General features: G+C 66.4%; 14 protein-coding genes and 1 tRNA gene. 9 read left to right on the forward strand and 6 right to left on the reverse strand.

Features of this window, described 5'->3' with window-relative positions; all coding sequences use genetic code 11:
- The first annotated feature begins 64 nt into the window (after positions 1 to 64).
- Both B9C43_RS33760 and B9C43_RS33765 read left to right on the forward strand, forming a co-directional pair.
- Positions 65 to 652, forward strand: a complete 588-nt coding sequence (locus tag B9C43_RS33760) for an ArsR/SmtB family transcription factor (protein ID WP_084430854.1) — start codon at positions 65 to 67, stop codon at positions 650 to 652.
- A complete protein-coding gene (locus B9C43_RS33765) occupies positions 649 to 1,887 on the forward strand; it encodes an MFS transporter (protein WP_084430855.1) in 1,239 nt (412 codons plus the stop codon). Before B9C43_RS33760 ends, B9C43_RS33765 begins: the two co-directional genes overlap by 4 nt.
- On the opposite strand, the gene B9C43_RS33770 is transcribed toward B9C43_RS33765, so the two are convergent.
- On the reverse strand, positions 1,775 to 2,545 hold the full coding sequence (locus B9C43_RS33770; protein WP_200825812.1) for an SDR family NAD(P)-dependent oxidoreductase: 771 nt from the start codon (positions 2,543 to 2,545) through the stop codon (positions 1,775 to 1,777). The genes B9C43_RS33765 and B9C43_RS33770 overlap by 113 nt on opposite strands.
- Before the next feature lie 71 nt (positions 2,546 to 2,616).
- Here B9C43_RS33770 and B9C43_RS33775 point away from each other — a divergent pair, with 71 nt between their 5' ends.
- Positions 2,617 to 3,000 (forward strand): winged helix-turn-helix transcriptional regulator, encoded by a 384-nt coding sequence (locus tag B9C43_RS33775; RefSeq protein ID WP_084430856.1) that lies wholly within the window; start codon positions 2,617 to 2,619, stop codon positions 2,998 to 3,000.
- Here B9C43_RS33775 and B9C43_RS33780 read toward each other — a convergent pair.
- The 3 genes from B9C43_RS33780 to selD form a co-directional block, all read right to left on the reverse strand.
- Positions 2,984 to 5,260: a xanthine dehydrogenase family protein molybdopterin-binding subunit gene (locus tag B9C43_RS33780; protein WP_084430857.1), complete on the reverse strand. Its 2,277-nt coding sequence runs from the start codon at positions 5,258 to 5,260 to the stop codon at positions 2,984 to 2,986. The genes B9C43_RS33775 and B9C43_RS33780 overlap by 17 nt on opposite strands.
- Positions 5,257 to 5,781: a (2Fe-2S)-binding protein gene (locus B9C43_RS33785; protein ID WP_084430858.1), complete on the reverse strand. Its 525-nt coding sequence runs from the start codon at positions 5,779 to 5,781 to the stop codon at positions 5,257 to 5,259. The genes B9C43_RS33780 and B9C43_RS33785 overlap by 4 nt, the downstream gene beginning before the upstream one ends.
- A 66-nt stretch (positions 5,782 to 5,847) precedes the next feature.
- On the reverse strand, positions 5,848 to 6,825 hold the full coding sequence (gene selD, locus B9C43_RS33790) for a selenide, water dikinase SelD (RefSeq protein WP_084430859.1): 978 nt from the start codon (positions 6,823 to 6,825) through the stop codon (positions 5,848 to 5,850).
- Positions 6,826 to 6,879: 54 nt separating this feature from the next.
- Here selD and B9C43_RS33795 point away from each other — a divergent pair.
- From B9C43_RS33795 to nrfD, 6 genes are all read left to right on the forward strand, one after another.
- Positions 6,880 to 6,974: transfer RNA gene (locus tag B9C43_RS33795), tRNA-Sec, on the forward strand.
- A gap of 15 nt (positions 6,975 to 6,989) precedes the next feature.
- Positions 6,990 to 8,261 (forward strand): L-seryl-tRNA(Sec) selenium transferase, encoded by a 1,272-nt coding sequence (gene selA, locus B9C43_RS33800; RefSeq protein WP_084430860.1) that lies wholly within the window; start codon positions 6,990 to 6,992, stop codon positions 8,259 to 8,261.
- Positions 8,252 to 9,943 (forward strand): selenocysteine-specific translation elongation factor, encoded by a 1,692-nt coding sequence (gene selB, locus B9C43_RS33805; RefSeq protein ID WP_084430861.1) that lies wholly within the window; start codon positions 8,252 to 8,254, stop codon positions 9,941 to 9,943. The genes selA and selB overlap by 10 nt, the downstream gene beginning before the upstream one ends.
- Before the next feature lie 6 nt (positions 9,944 to 9,949).
- A complete protein-coding gene (gene fdh / locus B9C43_RS33815; RefSeq protein WP_235039013.1) occupies positions 9,950 to 13,141 on the forward strand; it encodes a formate dehydrogenase in 3,192 nt (1,063 codons plus the stop codon).
- Positions 13,138 to 13,908: a 4Fe-4S dicluster domain-containing protein gene (locus B9C43_RS33820; RefSeq protein ID WP_084430864.1), complete on the forward strand. Its 771-nt coding sequence runs from the start codon at positions 13,138 to 13,140 to the stop codon at positions 13,906 to 13,908. The genes fdh and B9C43_RS33820 overlap by 4 nt, the downstream gene beginning before the upstream one ends.
- Positions 13,908 to 14,696, forward strand: a complete 789-nt coding sequence (gene nrfD, locus B9C43_RS33825; protein ID WP_084430865.1) for an NrfD/PsrC family molybdoenzyme membrane anchor subunit — start codon at positions 13,908 to 13,910, stop codon at positions 14,694 to 14,696. Before B9C43_RS33820 ends, nrfD begins: the two co-directional genes overlap by 1 nt.
- Here nrfD and B9C43_RS33830 read toward each other — a convergent pair.
- Both B9C43_RS33830 and B9C43_RS33835 read right to left on the reverse strand, forming a co-directional pair.
- The gene (locus tag B9C43_RS33830) at positions 14,685 to 16,469 is read right to left on the reverse strand and encodes a thiamine pyrophosphate-requiring protein (RefSeq protein WP_084430866.1); all 1,785 of its coding nucleotides are present in this window, start codon (positions 16,467 to 16,469) and stop codon (positions 14,685 to 14,687) included. The genes nrfD and B9C43_RS33830 overlap by 12 nt on opposite strands.
- Positions 16,469 to 16,888, reverse strand: coding sequence for a CBS domain-containing protein (locus B9C43_RS33835; protein WP_033388150.1), 420 nt, complete (start codon positions 16,886 to 16,888; stop codon positions 16,469 to 16,471). Before B9C43_RS33835 ends, B9C43_RS33830 begins: the two co-directional genes overlap by 1 nt.
- Positions 16,889 to 16,940: the final 52 nt, after the last annotated feature.

Raw genomic sequence — 16,940 nt, forward strand, 5'->3', positions numbered from 1 at the left:
CCCTTGACATCACCGCAGACTTGAAAGCATCCTTTCGAAAGGACTCTTTCAAGTGAGGTGTGTGATGACCGACCTGCCTGCCCGGATGCGGGTCCGGGACGTCGAGCTGATGCGGGCCTTGGCACATCCTCTGCGTGCTGAGCTGCTGAACTACCTGATGTCCGTGGGGCCGAGGACGGCGAGCGAGTGCGCGACCGCGGTGGGGTCGACGGCGTCGAACTGCAGCTGGCACCTTCGGCAACTGGCGAGCTGGGGGCTGGTCGAACGCGCGGACGGCGACAACGCCCGCGACAAGCCGTGGCGTGCCACTCAGGTTGGGCTTGATCTTGGGGAGTTCAGCACTGATCCGGTGACTCAGGCCGCGCAGCTTGCGGCGTGGGGTGCGAACACGGCCAACGATCAAGTGTTGACGCAACGCTTCGCCGACTCCATCGACCTGATTGAGCCCGAGTGGCAGCAAGTGTCCGGGATAAGCACGTACGCGTTGCGGATCAGTGCGACGGAACTCGCCGAACTCACCGCGGCCATCGACGCGTTGATCAGGCCATACGTGGCGACGATCCGGACCGACGCGCCGCCCGATGCGCGGCCGGTGCACACGAGCGTGCGTGCGTTCCCCCGGATCGAGGCCGACGGAAAGCCCAGCTCATGACCAGGGCATTCGCTCGGCTGTGGCTCGCGAGCCTGTTCTCCGAATGCGCCGAGTGGATGCTTCAGATCGCCCTGCCCGTCTTCATCTACCAGGCGACCGGGTCCGCCAGTTCGACCGCGTTGGCCATGGTCGCCGGCTTGCTGCCGATGATCGCGCTCAGTCCCCTCGCCGGGTTTGTGGCCGATCGGTGGGATCGTGGCAGGACATTGTGGATCGTCTGCGTTGGTCAAGCGGTGACCGCGATTCCGTTGCTGCTCGCGGACTCCGCTTGGTTGATCTACGTCGTGATGGTCAGCCAGTCCGCGGCCGCCACCTTGTTCGAGCCCGCGCGGGCCGCATTGGTGCCGCAGGTCGTCACCCCAGAGAAAATCATGTCGGCGAACGGGTGGATGGGCTTCAACAGCAGCGGCGCACGTCTGCTTGGCAGCTCACTCGGCGGCATCGTGCTCGCAACCGGCGGCCTGTCTGCTGTGGTCGTCAGTTACCTAGGATTCCTGCTCGGAGCAACCATCTTGCTGCTCAAGAAGTTCAAGGTGGCCGCTGAACCCGAGTTACGGCACCCGATGTGGCGGGCGTGGTTGGACGGGCTCACGGAGTTCCGGCGGGAGCCGCGGTTGCGGCGCATCGGCGTGATGTTGGTGCTGGGCGCGTTGGCGCAGGGCATGTTCCTCGTTCTGTTCGTGGTCTTCGTGACCGGCCCGCTCGGCGGTGGTGAGGCCGAAGTCGGCCTGTTACGGGGAATTCAGGCGATCGGCGGGCTCGCCGCCGGGTTGGTGATCGGCGCGTCCCTGGTGCGCCGGATGGCGCCGGAGACCATGTGCGCGGTCGGTGCGATCGGTGTCGGCGTCATGACGTTCACGATCTGGCACATGCCCGCACTGACCACCGACCTGCCGGTCTACTTTGTCCTCTTCGGGATCACCGGCGCACCCAGCGTCTTTGTCATGTCCGGGTCGATCACGGTCCTGCAGACGGCCGGTATGCCGGAGAAATCGGGCCGGGTGCTGGCCTCGGCCATGGCGATGATGGCGCTGTGCCAGGCCATCGGGATGCTGGTGGCCGGGCCGCTTGCCGACGCGTGGAGCCTCACCGTGCTGCTCGACGTGCAGGCAGCGACGATCTTCAGTTCAGGTCTGCCAGCGCTGCTAACCCTTTGGTATACGCGTCGAGGCGAGCGGCGTCGCGCGGCGACAACGTCTTCAGTGCCAGCGGGACATCCTTCCCTCGATCGATAGCCGTCAGCGGCTGCGCGGGCGGCGCGGAGATCCACTCGACGATCGGCCGCACGGACTGCGCCACTGGCCGGGCGAAGAACTTGGCCAGCAGCTTGATCACCACATTCTGGCTGCCGCTGCGCGTGAACCCAGGGTGGTAGTGCACATACCGAGTCCGACGGCCCTGCGCGGCGAACGACACCCCCAGCAAGTCGTTCGCCCGCCCGGCCTGCAACTGCGCCTTCACCAGGCCGTACTTGCGTTGCAGCTGCATGTCGTCCCAGTTGATCCGCCCGACCTTCGTACCGACTCCCGCGACGTTGATGATCACGGGCTGTGGGCTTGCCTCCAGCTGCGGAAGCAGCAACTCCCCCAGCAGATATCGGCTCAGGTAGTACAGCGCGAACGTGTACTCCAGACCTTCCGGTGTCTCCACCCGCCTGGATTGCGTCCGGTTGGCGAACAGCGCCAGCGCGTCGATCGGGCCGGTGATTTCGGCAGCGACCCGGAGAACCTCCTTGACCGACGAGAGATCCGCCTGCAAGAACTGCGCGCCCTCGACGGCTTTGGCCGGATTGCTGCCGATCACGATGACACGATCACCGCGTGCGAGCCGTTCGAGTGCGGTCGCCCGACCCATGCCGTCGGTCCCGCCACTGATCACCACGGTCTTGCGCACGCTTCCTCCTAAGCTGGAATGGTGCGTCCATCGTGCGCAGCAGGTGACAACGAGCGAAAGAAGGCAGTTTGATGTCCGGTACGAACACCGATGTGCCTGCCGTCCTCGCGCACGATCTGCCGAACCCCGTACCGCAGGATGAGCTCGCGGTCTGCCCGGTGAATGGTTTGTTCCAGCGGATCGGCGACAAATGGAGCATGTTGGTCGTGATCATGCTGGGAAAACGTGCTTACCGGTACAACGAGTTGCACCGGTCGATCGAGGGCATCAGCCAGCGCATGCTCACCCGCACACTGCGCATGCTGGAGGAGGACGGCCTGGTGCGGCGTGAGGTGTTCCCGAGCATCCCGCCGAGCGTCGAGTACAGCCTCACGCCGCTGGGGCAAAGCCTGCTTGTGCCCTTGTCCGCGCTCGCCGAATGGGCCGTGCAGAACAGCCCTACAACGCGGCCTTGACCCGTTCGGCGGTGAACGGCAACGCCCGGATCCGCTTGCCGGTAGCCGCGAACACGGCGTTGCCGATCGCGCCGGGCATCGGGCCGATGGCCGGTTCGCCCGCACCGAGCGCCGGCTGGTCCACGCGGTTGATCAGAATCGTCTCGATCACCGGCACCTCGTTGAACCGCAGCACCTCGTACTGCGGCCCGGGGTTGAACTGGCTGCTCTGCCAGACCACCGACGTGATCCGGTCCGCGGTGTACTTGACCTCCTCCTTCAAGGTCCGGCTGATCCCTTGCACGACATTGCCCTCGATCTGGTTGCGCAGTCCATCCGGGTTGACGATCAAACCGCAGTCGTGCGCGACCACAACCCGGGTCACGCGCACCTGCCCGGTTTCCATGTCCACCCGGACCTCGACGTACGTGGCCACGTAGGCGTTCTCGACCTCGTACTGCTGGAACGCCACTCCCGCGCCGATTCCGCGGCCGGACGGCCGATTACGCCACGCGTCTCGCAACGCCTCACACACCGCGACAGCGCGTGGATCGGGCAAGGACTTGATCCTCAGCTCCAGCGGATCATGCCCAGCGGCGTGGGCCAGCTCGTCGAAGAAGCTCTCGTTGGCAAAGCTGTTGGAAAACCCGCCGAGTGACCGTAGAGCCGTGGACCGCGGTAGCCGATAGGTCAACGGAGCCACTGGTTGCGCCGAGTCCGGACCGGTGGTTTCGAAGCTCTTCACCAGCCTTGCTTCGACACGTTGCGGAAAGCCATACGTGACAGGCGCATTGCGACCGGACGAGTTCACTGAGGAGGCAGGCAGCGGTGCGGGCAGCATGCCCAGCAGAGCACCGGCCAGCAGTGTGCCCGCGTTGGTCCTGGACGGCCTGCTGTTGGCAGGCGGCGCGAAGTTGAGGTGCGACCAAGCAGTGATCCCGTTGGTGCCCACCGCACCTTTCATGTCATGCGCCTGTGCTCCACCTAGGGGTTCCCAGCCGTGCTCATTCTGCCGCGTCCACTGCACACGCACCGGCCGACCGACAGCTTGTGACAACAACGCCGCGTCGGCAGCACAGTCGTCGGCTCCATTGTGGCCGTAGCAGCCGGACGATTCCGTATAGATGACACGAATCTTCGCTGCGTCGAGGCCCAGCAACTGGGCGAGAGTGCCACGCAGTTCGGTGACGTTCTGCGTACTCGACCAGATCGTCACCTGAATCCCCGTTTCCGGGTCGGGTGTCGCACGGACATCGGCGACCGCCACCGAGGGCCCCATCGCGCCGTGCATATGGAAAGGCGTGAAGTACTGCGCTTCCAGCACGGTCGGCCCGGCCGCGAACAGCGGTTCGAGATCCGCCTCGATTTCCACGACCGTCCGGTAGTGGTTGACCGGATCCCTGAGCGCGACAGGCAGATCCGCCTGCGGGATCAGGTCAGGGCCGGAGGTCCAGCCGACGGTGACGCCGGTGGCGGGCGCCGCGGCTCGTGCCGCGGCCCATTCCGAGGTCGCGACCACACCGATGAACCGGTCGCGCCGAACCACGTCGACAAATCCCTCGATGGCACGCACCCGGTCGAGGTCGCCGATCACCGGGTCGCGGGAATTGCGGCCAGGTGGGCGAACCACGCGGCCGTGCAGCATCCCTGGCAACGAAACATCGTGCAGATAACGGAAAGTCGCGGTCAGCTTGTCTGGCAGATCGATCCGCCGCACAGGCTTCCCGACGACGACATATTCGGCGGGCGGCACCAGAGGCGCGTTCGAATCGAGCGGCAGCACCGTGACTTCGCTTGCCAACAGGCGTGAATAGCGGACCGTTCGTTCGCCAAGCCGGAACACGCCGCGTTCGGCACGCAGGCGCGACGGGTCGACGTTGAAGTACACGCCCGCACGGCGCCGAAGTTCGGCGAACGCAGTCGCTGCGGCTTGACGCAGCTGGACGCCGCCGTTCTGGATACTCTTCGAACCGACCGACCCGCCTTGGCCAGCCGCGAGCAAGGTGTCGCCCTCGACATAGTCCACGTCCGCGACACCAAGGCGCAGTTCCTCGACCATGATCTGGGTCAACGCGGTCCGGATGCCGGTGCCCAGATCAACTTTCCCGCTGTACAAGGTTATTTTCTCGCCGGTGAGGACAAGCCACGACTCGGTGGCCGTAGCGGGCGCACCGACAACGGTCACGCGGATCCGGCCGGACGGACGCGCAGTGGCGCTGGTTGTCGTGAGCGTGAAACCGACGGCTACCGCGCCGGTGAGGAATCGACGGCGTCCGATCATCGGAGCATCTCCTTTGCCGCCAAGGAGACAGCTCTGACGATACGTACGTGCGTGCCGCACCGGCAGATGTAGTTGTCGTCGCTTTCCGGCAGAGCACCGGACAGGAAGTCCTTGATCTCGTCATCCGAAGGAACAGCACGGTTTCCTCTGGCGATACGTGTCTCAAGCCAGCCGAGCACACCCATCACCATGCCGTTGACGCAGAAAGCGCACTGCCCGGCTTGCACCTCTACGAACGCGCGCTGCAACGGGTGCGCGCGCAGCCCATCCAATGTCCGGACTTCGGCATGGTCCGGCACGGTGTGCAGTTGACGTGTGCACGACCGCACCGGACTGCCGTCGACGAGCACGGTGCACGCACCGCATTGTGAGACGCCGCAACCGAAACGAGGGCCGTGCTGGCCGTGTCGTTCACGCAGCCAGTACAACAATTGCTCGGAGGCCTGGCCTTCACCGGTTCCCACTGACCGGTATGGGCTCGAGACCTGCTTACCGTTCAAGCGAATCGTTCGTTCAGCCATGCATGCGATCGTCCCGCTCCCGGCAAGACGCGTACACCAACCGATAACGACTCGACAGGCCGGATCTCAGCGCACGACTACGGCGTACTCCGCTGAACGGACCAGTTCGCCGATGACCGGAGCACCAGGGATCTCCCCGGCCAGCAACAGTCCACCTGACGTCTGCGCATCAGCCAGCAGCAGCGCCTCATCTTCGTCCACAGAGGACAGATCAGTGTGTGGCCGGACCCAGTCGAGGTTACGGCGGGTGCCGCCGCTGACGTACCCATCGCGCAGTGCCTCACGAGCACCTTCGAGATACGGCACAGCGGAAGAGTCGATCACCGCCGTGACACCGCTGGCCCGGGCGAGTTTGTAGGCATGTCCCAGCAAGCCGAAGCCCGTGACATCCGTGGCCGCCCTGATCCCCGCAGCCAACGCCGCTTCCGAGGCATCACGGTTGAGGGTCGTCATCGCCTCGACAGCTTGCGGGAACACGTCGCTGGTCGCCTTGTGCCGCGAGTTGAGCACCCCAATGCCTAGGGGCTTGGTCAGCGACAACGGCATTCCCGCTACCCCAGCATCGTTGCGCAGCAGCCTTTCCGGGTCGGCCAGTCCACTGACCGCCATGCCGTACTTGGGTTCCGGATCGTCGACGCTGTGCCCACCGGCGACATGACACCCCGCCTTGGACGCCACATCCAACCCGCCTCGAAGCACCTCACGGGCCAACTCCATCGGCAGGACATCACGCGGCCAGCACAGCAAGTTCAACGCGACCACTGGGCGTCCGCCCATCGCGTACACGTCCGACAGCGCGTTCGCCGCGGCGATCCGCCCCCAGTCGTACGGATTGTCCACCACTGGGGTGAAGAAGTCGGTCGTCGCGATCAGGGCCACTCCCCCGGCGATCCGCACAGCCGCCGCGTCATCGCCGGTGTCCACGCCGACCAGGAGCTCGGCATCCCCTGAGCCATGCAGGCCTGCGACGATCTGTTCGAGCTCGCCCGGCGGGATCTTGCACGCGCAGCCGCCGCCATGCGCGTACTGGGTCAGCCTGGTCATGTCTTCATCCTGCCGAGCACGGCGGATGTTGGCAGGATGAACGGCATGGTCCAGGGAGGCGTATCCGGTCTGGTGACCGGCTCGGTCTTCAAAACCGTCGAGCGGCAGGACCTGTCGCTGGCGGGTTCGATTCCCGTCCGCCTCCGCCACCCTGGACCACGACCATGACCGACCGGCGCCGTGCCATCCCTGGCACCGACACCGTGCTGGCGGATCCCCGGCTGGCCAAGGCGATCGACCTGCTCGGCCGGGCGCTGGTGAAGAAGTCCGTGCTGGCCGCACAGAACCGGGCCCGCGCGGGCGAGATCGAGCCGGAAAGCGTGATCGACGAGGCGATCATCGGCCTGCCGGTCAGCGCGACCAGCATGCAGCCGGTGATCAACGCGACCGGCGTGCTCGTGCACACCAATCTGGGCCGAGCACCGCTTTCCCAGACGGCCAGGGACGCGTTGTCGCTGGCCGCGGGCACCACGGACGTCGAGTTCGACCTGGCGACCGGCCAACGGGCCCGGCGCGGCCGGGGCGCACTCCAAGCACTGCATCAGGCCGTGCCGGACGCGGGCGGCGTGCACATCGTGAACAACAACGCCGCCGCGCTGCTGCTCACGGCCATGGTTCTGGCGCCGGGCAAGGAGATCGTGATCAGCCGGGGTGAGCTGGTCGAGATCGGCGACGGCTTCCGGATTCCCGAACTGCTCGCGTCGACCGGCGCCCGGCTGCGTGAAGTCGGCACGACAAACCGGACGAGCTTGCGTGACTACCGGCAAGCCGTGACCGAGCAGACGGGCTTCGTGCTCAAGGTGCACCCGTCCAACTTCATGATCAGCGGTTTCACCGCGGACGTGCCGGTGTCCGCCCTTGCCGGACTGGGTGTTCCGCTTGTCATGGACATCGGTTCCGGTCTGTTGCGCCCACATCCGTTGCTCCCGGACGAACCGGACGCCACAACTGTGCTGCGCGCCAAGGCAAACCTCGTGACAGCGAGCGGCGACAAGCTCATGGGCGGCCCGCAGGCCGGTCTGCTGTTCGGCGACGCCGACCTGATCGAGAAACTCCGCCGGCATCCCGCCGCCCGGGCGCTGAGGGTGGACAAACTGACCCTGGCGGCGCTGGAAGCCACCCTGCACGGCCCGCCGCCGCCGGTTGTGTCCGCTTTGGACAGCGAGGTCGACATTCACCGTGCTCGCGGGATCCAGAAGCGGTTGCCCGGTTCGGAGGTCGTCGAATCCACCGCTGTGATCGGCGGTGGCGGCGCTCCCGGCGTCGAACTGCCGAGCCTGGCGATCAGCCTGCCGGAACACCTCGCGGCCAAGCTCCGGCGGTCCCGGCTGCCGGTGGTCGGACGCGTCGAGCGTGGCCGCTGCCTGCTCGACCTGCGGACCGTGCCACCCGAGGACGACGAGAAGCTGATCGCGGCGGTCCTGGCATGCATGTGATCGCAACCGCCGGGCACGTGGATCACGGCAAATCGACACTGGTTCGCATGCTGACCGGGATGCAACCGGACCGGTGGGAGGAGGAACGCAGGCGCGGCCTGACGATCGGTCTCGGCTTCGCGTGGACCACGATCGGCGATACCGAGTTCGCGTTCGTCGACGTGCCGGGCCATGAGCGGTTCGTCGGCACGATGATGGCCGGTGTCGGCCCAGTGCCCGCGGTGATGTTCGTGGTCGCCGCGGACGGCGGGTGGATGCCGCAATCGGCCGAGCACCTCGCTGTCCTCGATGCTTTGCGGGTGCGGCACGGAATCTTGGTGATCACCCGAGCAGACCTCGCGGATCCCGAGCCAGCCTTACGCCAGGCGCGCCACCACATTCCCCATTTTCCGTCGGTGGTCGTGAGTCCTGAGCACGGGATCGAAGAACTCCGCACCGCACTGGCGCGACTGCGGCTGCCGGAGCCGGACACCGAAGCGGACGTGCGGCTGTGGATCGACCGCAGTTTCACCATCGAGGGCGCGGGAACGGTGGTCACCGGGACACTCGCGGCCGGAACGATCTCGCTGGGCGACGAACTCGTTGTGGGGTCCAGGACCGTACACGTGAAAGGCATCCACACGCTGGGCCGTCAGGCTCAAAGCGTCAGCGCGGTCGCCCGGATCGCCGTGAACTTGAGGGGTGTGGAGCGGTCAGCGATCCGCCATGGCGACGCGCTACGCACGCCTGACGCGTGGGCTGAAACGACTGTGGTGGACGTCCGGCTGACTTCCTCGAAGCTTGCCCAGAACCTGGTCCTGCACATCGGGTCGGCAGCGGTGCCTGTGCACGTCCGTCCACTCGGTACGCACGCGGCCCGGCTGCGGCTGCGAACACCGTTGCCGCTGCGGATCGGCGACCGCGTGGTGTTGCGGGACCCTGGCAGGCATGAGATCGCGGCCGGTGCGGACGTGCTCGACATCGATCCACCACCGCTGACCCGCCGGGGCGAGGCCCGAAGACGAGGAGCAGACCTCGATTCCGCCACCGATCTGACCGCGTTCCACCTGACGCACAAGGGGTTTCTCCGGCCGGACGACCTCAGAAGGCTCGGTTTGCCGAAACCTGACGTGCCACTGACCGACGGCTGGTACATCGGCACCGATCGGACCGCTGCCGTGAAGTCCGAAGTAGACAAATGGGATCCGCTGAACCCGATGCCGCTTGAGGCACTCCGGCAACGACTGGGCCTGCCGAACGTCGCGCTCGCGGCAACTTTCGCGCGGCGCGCGGGGTTCAAGGTCCACGAAGGACGCATCGTCACCTCCGAACGTCTCCCCGCCGGTATCCAACACTCGGTCGACGAGGTCGTGGCGCATCTTCGGGAAACACCGTTTCGCCCGCCCGACGCGGATCGGCTCCGTGAACTCGGCCTCGGCCCGAAGGAACTCGCCGCCGCCGTGCGAACCGGTGCGCTGGTCAAAATCGCTGACAACGTCGTGCTGCTGCCCGATGCCCTCGACCAGGCCGCGAAGACGCTCAGCGGCACTCCGTTCACCCCCACGCAGGCCAAACAAGCGCTCGGCAGCACCCGGCGAGTCGTCATTCCCCTGCTCGAACGGCTCGACGCACGCGGCGTCACCGAACACCATCCCGACGGGACTCGCACGATCTGCCAACCGCGGGTCGACTGGGTACCGTAGCAGGAAATGGGTGTGCGCCAGTGGATTCAGAGCTGGCCGGTGATCCGCCAGATCACCGGCGACGACCCGCTGGGCCGAGGGGAAGCCGTCCGGTCCGCGGCCACGCAAGCCACGGCACCTCGTACTGCCCAAGCCGACTCGGTGACCCGGTCGATCTGTCCTTATTGCGCGGTTGGCTGCGGGCAGAAGGTGTTCGTCAAGGACGGTCAGGTCACCCAGATCGAAGGCGACCCGGACTCCCCCATCTCACGCGGCAGGCTGTGCCCGAAAGGCTCAGCGAGCAAGCAATTGGTCACCAGCCCGTCCCGGGTCACCAAGGTCCTCTACCGGCGGCCCTACGGCACCGAATGGGAGGAACTGGAGCTCGGCACGGCGATGGACATGATCGCCGACCGGGTTCTGGCCACCCGCGCCCAGACCTGGCAGCAGCAGGACGAGAACGGCCTGACGTTGCGCCGCACGCTGGGCATCGCCAGCCTCGGCGGCGCCACGCTGGACAACGAAGAGAACTACCTGATGAAGAAGCTCTACACCGCGCTGGGGGCGGTGCAGATCGAGAACCAGGCCCGGATTTGACACTCCTCCACGGTTCCCGGTCTGGGGACCTCCTTCGGTCGCGGCGGCGCCACGACGTTCCAGCAAGACCTCGCGAACGCGGACTGCATCGTCATCCAGGGCTCGAACATGGCCGAGTGCCATCCGGTCGGCTTCCAGTGGGTGATGGAAGCCAAGGCCCGCGGCGCGAAGGTCATCCACGTCGATCCCCGGTTCACCAGGACCAGCGCGGTGGCCGACGAGTTCGTGCCGATCCGCGCGGGCAGCGATATCGCGTTCCTCGGTGGGCTGGTCAACTACGTGCTGCAGCATGAGAAGGACTTCCGCGAGTACGTGGTGGCGTACACCAACGCGGCCGCGCTGATCAACGAGGACTTCCAGGACACCGAGGACCTCGACGGCCTGTTCTCCGGGTTCGACAAGGACAAGCGGATCTACGACCACGCGAGCTGGGCTTACCAGGGCGCGGAGGCGCAGGCGCTGGCGGGTGACCCGACCGACCGGACCGGCGGCGACGAACCTCATCAGGAGGCGGCGCAAGCCGAGACGCACGGCAGCGGCGGGCCCGCGGTCGACGCGAAGCCGGACCTCGACCCGACACTGCGGCACCCGAGGTGCGTCTACCAGATCCTGAAACGGCACTACGCCAGGTACACGCCCGAAATGGTCGAGGAGATCTGCGGTGTCCCGGCCGCGAAGTTCCTGAAGGTCGCCGAAGCGATCACGGCCAACTCGGGCCGGGACCGGACGACCGCGCTGTGTTATGCCGTTGGGTGGACCCAGCACTCAGTTGGGGTGCAGTACATCCGGACGGCGTCGATCCTGCAGGCATTGCTCGGCAACATCGGCCGGCCCGGCGGCGGCATCCTCGCGTTGCGCGGACACGCCAGCATCCAGGGATCGACCGACATCCCGACGCTGTTCAACATCCTGCCCGGATACATCCCGATGCCACACGCGCGGCAGCACCTCGACCTGGCGTCCTTCATCGCCCAGGACGCGGGCCGGACCGGGTTCTGGGGCAACATGGACAGCTACACCGTGAGCCTGCTGAAGGCCTGGTGGGGTGAGCACGCGACGGCAGGGAACGACTTCTGCTTCGACTACCTGCCCAGGCTGACCGGCGACCACGGCACGTACGACACGGTGCTGCGGCAGATCAACGGCGAGTGCAAGGGCTACTTCCTGGTCGGCGAGAACCCGGCGGTCGGCTCGGCCAACGGCAAGCTGCAACGCCTCGGCCTGGCCAATCTCGACTGGCTGGTGGTCCGTGACCTGCAGATGATCGAGAGCGCCACGTTCTGGCGCAACGGGCCGGAGATCGAGACGGGCGAGCTGCGCACCGAGGAGATCGGTACCGAGGTGTTCTTCCTGCCCGCGGCCGCGCACACCGAGAAAGACGGCAGTTTCACCAACACGCAGCGGCTGCTGCAGTGGCACCACAAGGCGGTCGAACCGCCCGGCGATGCCCGCAGCGACCTGTGGTTCTACTACCACCTCGGCAAGACGATCCGGCACAAGATCCGGGACAGCCAGGATCCTCGTGACTTGCCGCTGCAGCACCTGACCTGGAGTTACGTCGAGGAAGGACCGCTTGCCGAGCCCTCGGCGGACTCGGTTCTCGCGGAGATCAACGGCACCGGGCCCAACGGGCCGCTCTCGGCCTATACCGAGCTGAAACCGGACGGATCCACGGCCTGCGGGTGCTGGATCTACTGCGGTGTCCGGGCCGAGGGCGTGAACCAGGCGGCCCGGCGTAAGCCCGGATCGCAACAGACGTGGGTCGCACCGGAATGGGGTTGGGCGTGGCCTGCCAACCGGCGGATCATCTACAACCGCGCCTCCGCCGACCGTGATGGCAAGCCCTGGAGTGAACGGAAGAAATACGTCTGGTGGGACTCGTCGCAAGGCCGCTGGACCGGCGCGGACGTGCCCGACTTCGAACCGACGAAGCCACCCGACTTCCAGCCAGAAGAAGGCGCCCGAGCGCAGGACGCCCTGGCCGGAGACGACCCGTTCATCATGCAGACCGACGGCAAGGCTTGGCTTTTCGCCCCGGCCGGCCTGGCCGACGGGCCGTTGCCGACGCATTACGAGCCGTTGGAATCGCCTTACGAGAACCTGTTGTACGGCCAGCAGGTGAACCCGGTCCTACAGCGCTACGACCACCCCCACAATCCGTACAACGGTTCGGCGTTCCCTTACGTGGTCACGACCTATCGCCTCACCGAGCACCACACCGCCGGTGGGATGAGCCGGACGTTGCCGTACTTGTCCGAGTTGCAGCCCGAGTTCTTCTGTGAGGTCTCCCCCGAGCTGGCTTCCGAACAGGGACTCGAGCACCTCGGGTGGGCGACCATCATCACGGCAAGGACCGCCATCGAGGCTCGTGTTCTGGTGACGCATCGGATGAAGCCGCTGCGGATGCGCGGCAAGGTGGTCCACCAAGTCGGCCTGCCGTACCACTGGGGCCCAAATGGACTGTCCATTGGCGACGCCGCCAACGACATCCTCGGGGTGGCCGTGGACCCGAACGTGCACATCCAGGAATCCAAGGCCGCGACCTGCGACATCATCCCGGGCAGGCGGCCACGCGGACAAGCACTTCTCGACCTCGTCGCGGACTACCGGAGGCGCGGATGACCGAGTCAACTCCCGGACGGATGGGCTTCTTCACCGACACCTCGGTCTGCATCGGCTGCAAGGCATGTGAAGTCGCCTGCAAGACGTGGAACGACGTGCCGGCCGACGGCCTGGACCTGCTTGGCATGTCCTACGACAACACCGGATCGCTGGACGCGAACACCTGGCGGCACGTCGCCTTCATCGAACAGACCGTCGAGGACAACACGCGCTGGCTGATGTCCAGCGACGTCTGCAAACACTGCACTGAAGCAGGATGCCTCGACGTCTGCCCCACGGGAGCGTTGTTCCGCACGGAATTCGACACGGTCGTCGTCCAAGCCGACATCTGCAACGGATGCGGCTACTGCGTGCCCGCTTGCCCGTTCGGAGTGATCGACCGCCGCGAGGACGACGGCCGGGCCTGGAAATGCACTCTGTGCTACGACCGAATCGGCGACGGGCTCATGCCTGCCTGTGCCACCGCGTGTCCTACCGAGTCGATCCAATATGGACCGCTGGACGAGCTGCGGGAACGCGCGGACAAGCGCATTGACGAACTGCACGCCCGAGGCCAGACCGATGCCCGCCTCTATGGCCATTCCCCTGACGACGGAGTAGGCGGCGCAGGAGCGTTCTTCCTCTTGCTTGACGAGCCCGAGGTTTATGGGCTTCCCGAGAATCCTGTCGTGACCACGCGGGACCTGCCAGCCATGTGGAAACGAGCCGGGCTCGCCGCGCTGGCCGTCGCCGCCGGAGTCGCGGCTTCGTTCCTGGGGAGGCGCTGATGGGCTACTACGGCAAGCCGATCGTGAAGAAACCGGTGTGGAAGGTACCTGACGTCCCCGGTTACCTGTTCCTCGGCGGAATGGCCGGTGCGTCGGCCTCGATGGCCCTGGGAGCCCAGATCGCCGGGCACCCGGAGCTGGTCCGGCCCGCACGAATCGCCGCAGCGGTGGGGTCTTTGGCCAGTGTCGGGGCGTTGATCCACGATCTCGGCCGCCCGGAACGGTTCCTGAACATGCTCCGGGTGTTCAAGGTGACTTCGCCGTTGTCCGTCGGCTCGTGGATCCTGGCGCCGTTCTCCGGGTTGACGGCCGTGACCGTGGCGACTGACCTCAGTGGACGATTCGGCCGGATCGGCTCGCTCGCCGGTGCGACTGCCGGCGTTCTCGGCCCCGCGATGTGCACGTACACTTCGGTTCTGCTCGCCGACACCGCGATTCCCGCCTGGCACCAGGCTTACCCCCAGCTGCCTTTCGTGTTCGCGGGCAGCGCCATGACGAGTGCTGCCGGGGTTTCCCTGCTTGTCACACCTTCTCGGCCCGCGGTGCGGCTCGGGCTGATCGGGAGCGGCCTCGAACTGGGGTTCTCAGCCGCGATGGAACACCGGGTGGAGACGTACCGGTCCAGCAAACTGCTCACCGCCGCGAAGGCGCTGACAGTCGCTGGAGCCGGTCTGTCCCTGTTGCGCCGCAGCCGGGTCGCCACCGTTCTCGCCGGAGCCAGCTACCTGGCCGCCGGGGTGTGCACCCGGTTCGGCGTCTACCACGCCGGGCCGGCCTCACTTGGGTAGCAGTTCGGCCAGCTTCGTCTTGAGCCCCTCGTACGCCATCTTGGCGCCTTGGGGGTCACCCTTCAGGATCGCCTCGGTCACCGACTTGATCTGATCGGCCGTGGCGTGCGGCGGGATCGGCGGGATCTCCGCGTCACACCGCACATCGATCACCGACGGCCGGTCGGCGGCCAACGCCTGATCCCATGCCGGGCCGAGGTCCTCGAGTTTGTCCACATTGAGCGCTACCAGCCCGAGGGACGCCGCGAACGCCGCGTAGTTGACGTCCGGCAACGTCTGGGACTCCTCGAACTTGGGCGCACCGCCCATCGCCCGCAGTTCCCACGTGACCTGGTTGAGGTCGTTGTTGTGGAACACACAGATCACGCATCGCCGGTCGGCCCACAGGTCCTGATAGCGAGCGATGGTGATCAGCTCGGCCAGCCCGTTCATCTGCATCGCGCCGTCGCCGACCAACGCGACCACGGGCCGGTCAGGATGCGCGAACTTCGCACCTATCGCGTAGGGAACACCCGCACCCATCGTGGCGAGCGTGCCCGACAACGATCCCCGCATCTGGCCGCGCATCCTCAGATTGCGCGCGTACCAGTTGGTCGACGAGCCCGAATCGGCCGTCACGATCAGGTTGTCCGGTGCGCGGGTGGACAGTTCGTGCACGATCCTGATCGGGTTGACCGGATCGGCGTCGACCATGGCCTGCTGTTCCATGGTCTTCCACCAGTCGTGCACGTTCTTCTCGATCTTCTCCCGCCACGAGCGGTTCTCGTTGCGCCGCAACAGCGGCAGCAAAGCGCGGAGCGTCGTGTGCGAATCGCCGACCAGGTTCACCTCGGTCGGGTAACGCATCCCGATCCGGGTACCGTCCACATCGATCTGAACCGCCCGCGCCTTGCCATATTCCGGAAGGAACTGGCTGTAGGGGAAGTTCGAACCGACGATCAGCAAGGTGTCGCAGTCGCGCATCATCTCGTAGCTCGGCCGCGTACCGAGCAGACCGATCGAGCCGGTGACGTACGGCAGGTCGTCGGCCAGCACATCCTTGCCGAGCAAGGCTTTCGCGACACCGCCGCCGGTCATCTCGGCCACCTGCCGGACCTCGGCGGTCGCACCGCGGGCACCCTGCCCGATCAGGATCGCGACCTTCTCGCCCGAATTCAGCACCTCGGCCGCTCGTCGCAGCTCGTCGGCCGGCGGAGCGAGCATCGGCAACGACAACCCTGGCTTGCTCGACGGCACGTGCTTGAACTCGTGCTTCGGCGGCTCGTAGGGCTGTTCCTGCAGGTCATTGGGGATGATCACGGCAGTCGGCGCGCTGCGGGTGATGGCCGCGCGCATCGCCCGGTCCAGGGCGTTGGGCAGCTGTTCAGCCACCGTGACCTCGACCGAGTACTCGCTGGCCACGTCCTTGAGCAGCGCCTGCAGGTCGACTTCCTGCTGGTAGCTGCCGCCGCGGGCGGTCCGCGCGGTCTGGCCGACGATCGCGACCACCGGAACGTGGTCCAGCTTCGCGTCGTACAGGCCGTTGAGCAGGTGGATCGCGCCAGGCCCGGAAGTCGCCATGCAGACACCCGGCCTTCCGCTGAACTTGGCGTAGCCGACCGCCTGCATCGCGGACATTTCCTCGTGCCGGGACTGGACGAATCGTGGCCGGTTGTCCGCTTTGCCGAACGCGGCCACGATTCCGTTGATCCCGTCACCGGGGTAGCCGAAAACCTGGTCGACGTGCCAATCCCGAAGTCGTTGCAGTACGTAGTCGCCAACGGTCTCGGGCATCAGCTGTCCACCGAAAGGGCTTCGAGCAGGTCACCGACCTGCGGTTCCGGCAGTGCCCTTGCCACGTCGGCCTGGCTGATGATGCCGACAAGGTCGTGCCCGTCGATCACCGGCAGCCTGCGGACCTGGTGCTCCGCCATGGTGTTCATGATCTCGGTCGCTTCGTCGTCCGCCCCGATGGTCACGGCCTCGCCCTGTGCCAGCTCGCCCGCGGTGACCGCACGGGGGTCCTTGCCCTCGGCCAGCACCTTCACCACGATGTCGCGGTCGGTGAGCATCCCTTTGAGACGGTTGTCCTCGCCACAGATCGGCAGTGCGCCGACTCCCTTGTCCGCCATCAGCTGCGCCGCGTCCCGAACAGTCTGGCTCGCCTGCACACAGGTCGGATCGGGCGTCATGATCTCGCGTGCGCGCGTCATCACACTCTCCTTTCCCGTCCCGTTTCGGGTACCCGGGCGAGGGGAAGCCAAT

Origin of the sequence: Kibdelosporangium aridum (assembly GCF_900176515.1) — a bacterium.
Lineage (GTDB): Bacteria > Actinomycetota > Actinomycetes > Mycobacteriales > Pseudonocardiaceae > Kibdelosporangium > Kibdelosporangium aridum.

Bases quoted from the DNA above. Each gene is read 5' to 3' on its own strand.
- B9C43_RS33820 (WP_084430864.1), top strand. From the start codon at position 13,138: ATGACCGAGTCAACTCCCGGACGGATGGGCTTCTTCACCGACACCTCG.
- selB (WP_084430861.1), top strand. From the start codon at position 8,252: ATGCATGTGATCGCAACCGCCGGGCACGTGGATCACGGCAAATCGACA.
- B9C43_RS33780 (WP_084430857.1), bottom strand. From the start codon at position 5,260: ATGATCGGACGCCGTCGATTCCTCACCGGCGCGGTAGCCGTCGGTTTC.
- B9C43_RS33765 (WP_084430855.1), top strand. From the start codon at position 649: ATGACCAGGGCATTCGCTCGGCTGTGGCTCGCGAGCCTGTTCTCCGAA.
- B9C43_RS33760 (WP_084430854.1), top strand. From the start codon at position 65: ATGACCGACCTGCCTGCCCGGATGCGGGTCCGGGACGTCGAGCTGATG.
- B9C43_RS33830 (WP_084430866.1), bottom strand. From the start codon at position 16,469: ATGCCCGAGACCGTTGGCGACTACGTACTGCAACGACTTCGGGATTGG.
- selA (WP_084430860.1), top strand. From the start codon at position 6,990: ATGACCGACCGGCGCCGTGCCATCCCTGGCACCGACACCGTGCTGGCG.
- B9C43_RS33835 (WP_033388150.1), bottom strand. From the start codon at position 16,888: ATGACGCGCGCACGCGAGATCATGACGCCCGATCCGACCTGTGTGCAG.
- nrfD (WP_084430865.1), top strand. From the start codon at position 13,908: ATGGGCTACTACGGCAAGCCGATCGTGAAGAAACCGGTGTGGAAGGTA.
- B9C43_RS33785 (WP_084430858.1), bottom strand. From the start codon at position 5,781: ATGGCTGAACGAACGATTCGCTTGAACGGTAAGCAGGTCTCGAGCCCA.
- B9C43_RS33775 (WP_084430856.1), top strand. From the start codon at position 2,617: ATGTCCGGTACGAACACCGATGTGCCTGCCGTCCTCGCGCACGATCTG.
- selD (WP_084430859.1), bottom strand. From the start codon at position 6,825: ATGACCAGGCTGACCCAGTACGCGCATGGCGGCGGCTGCGCGTGCAAG.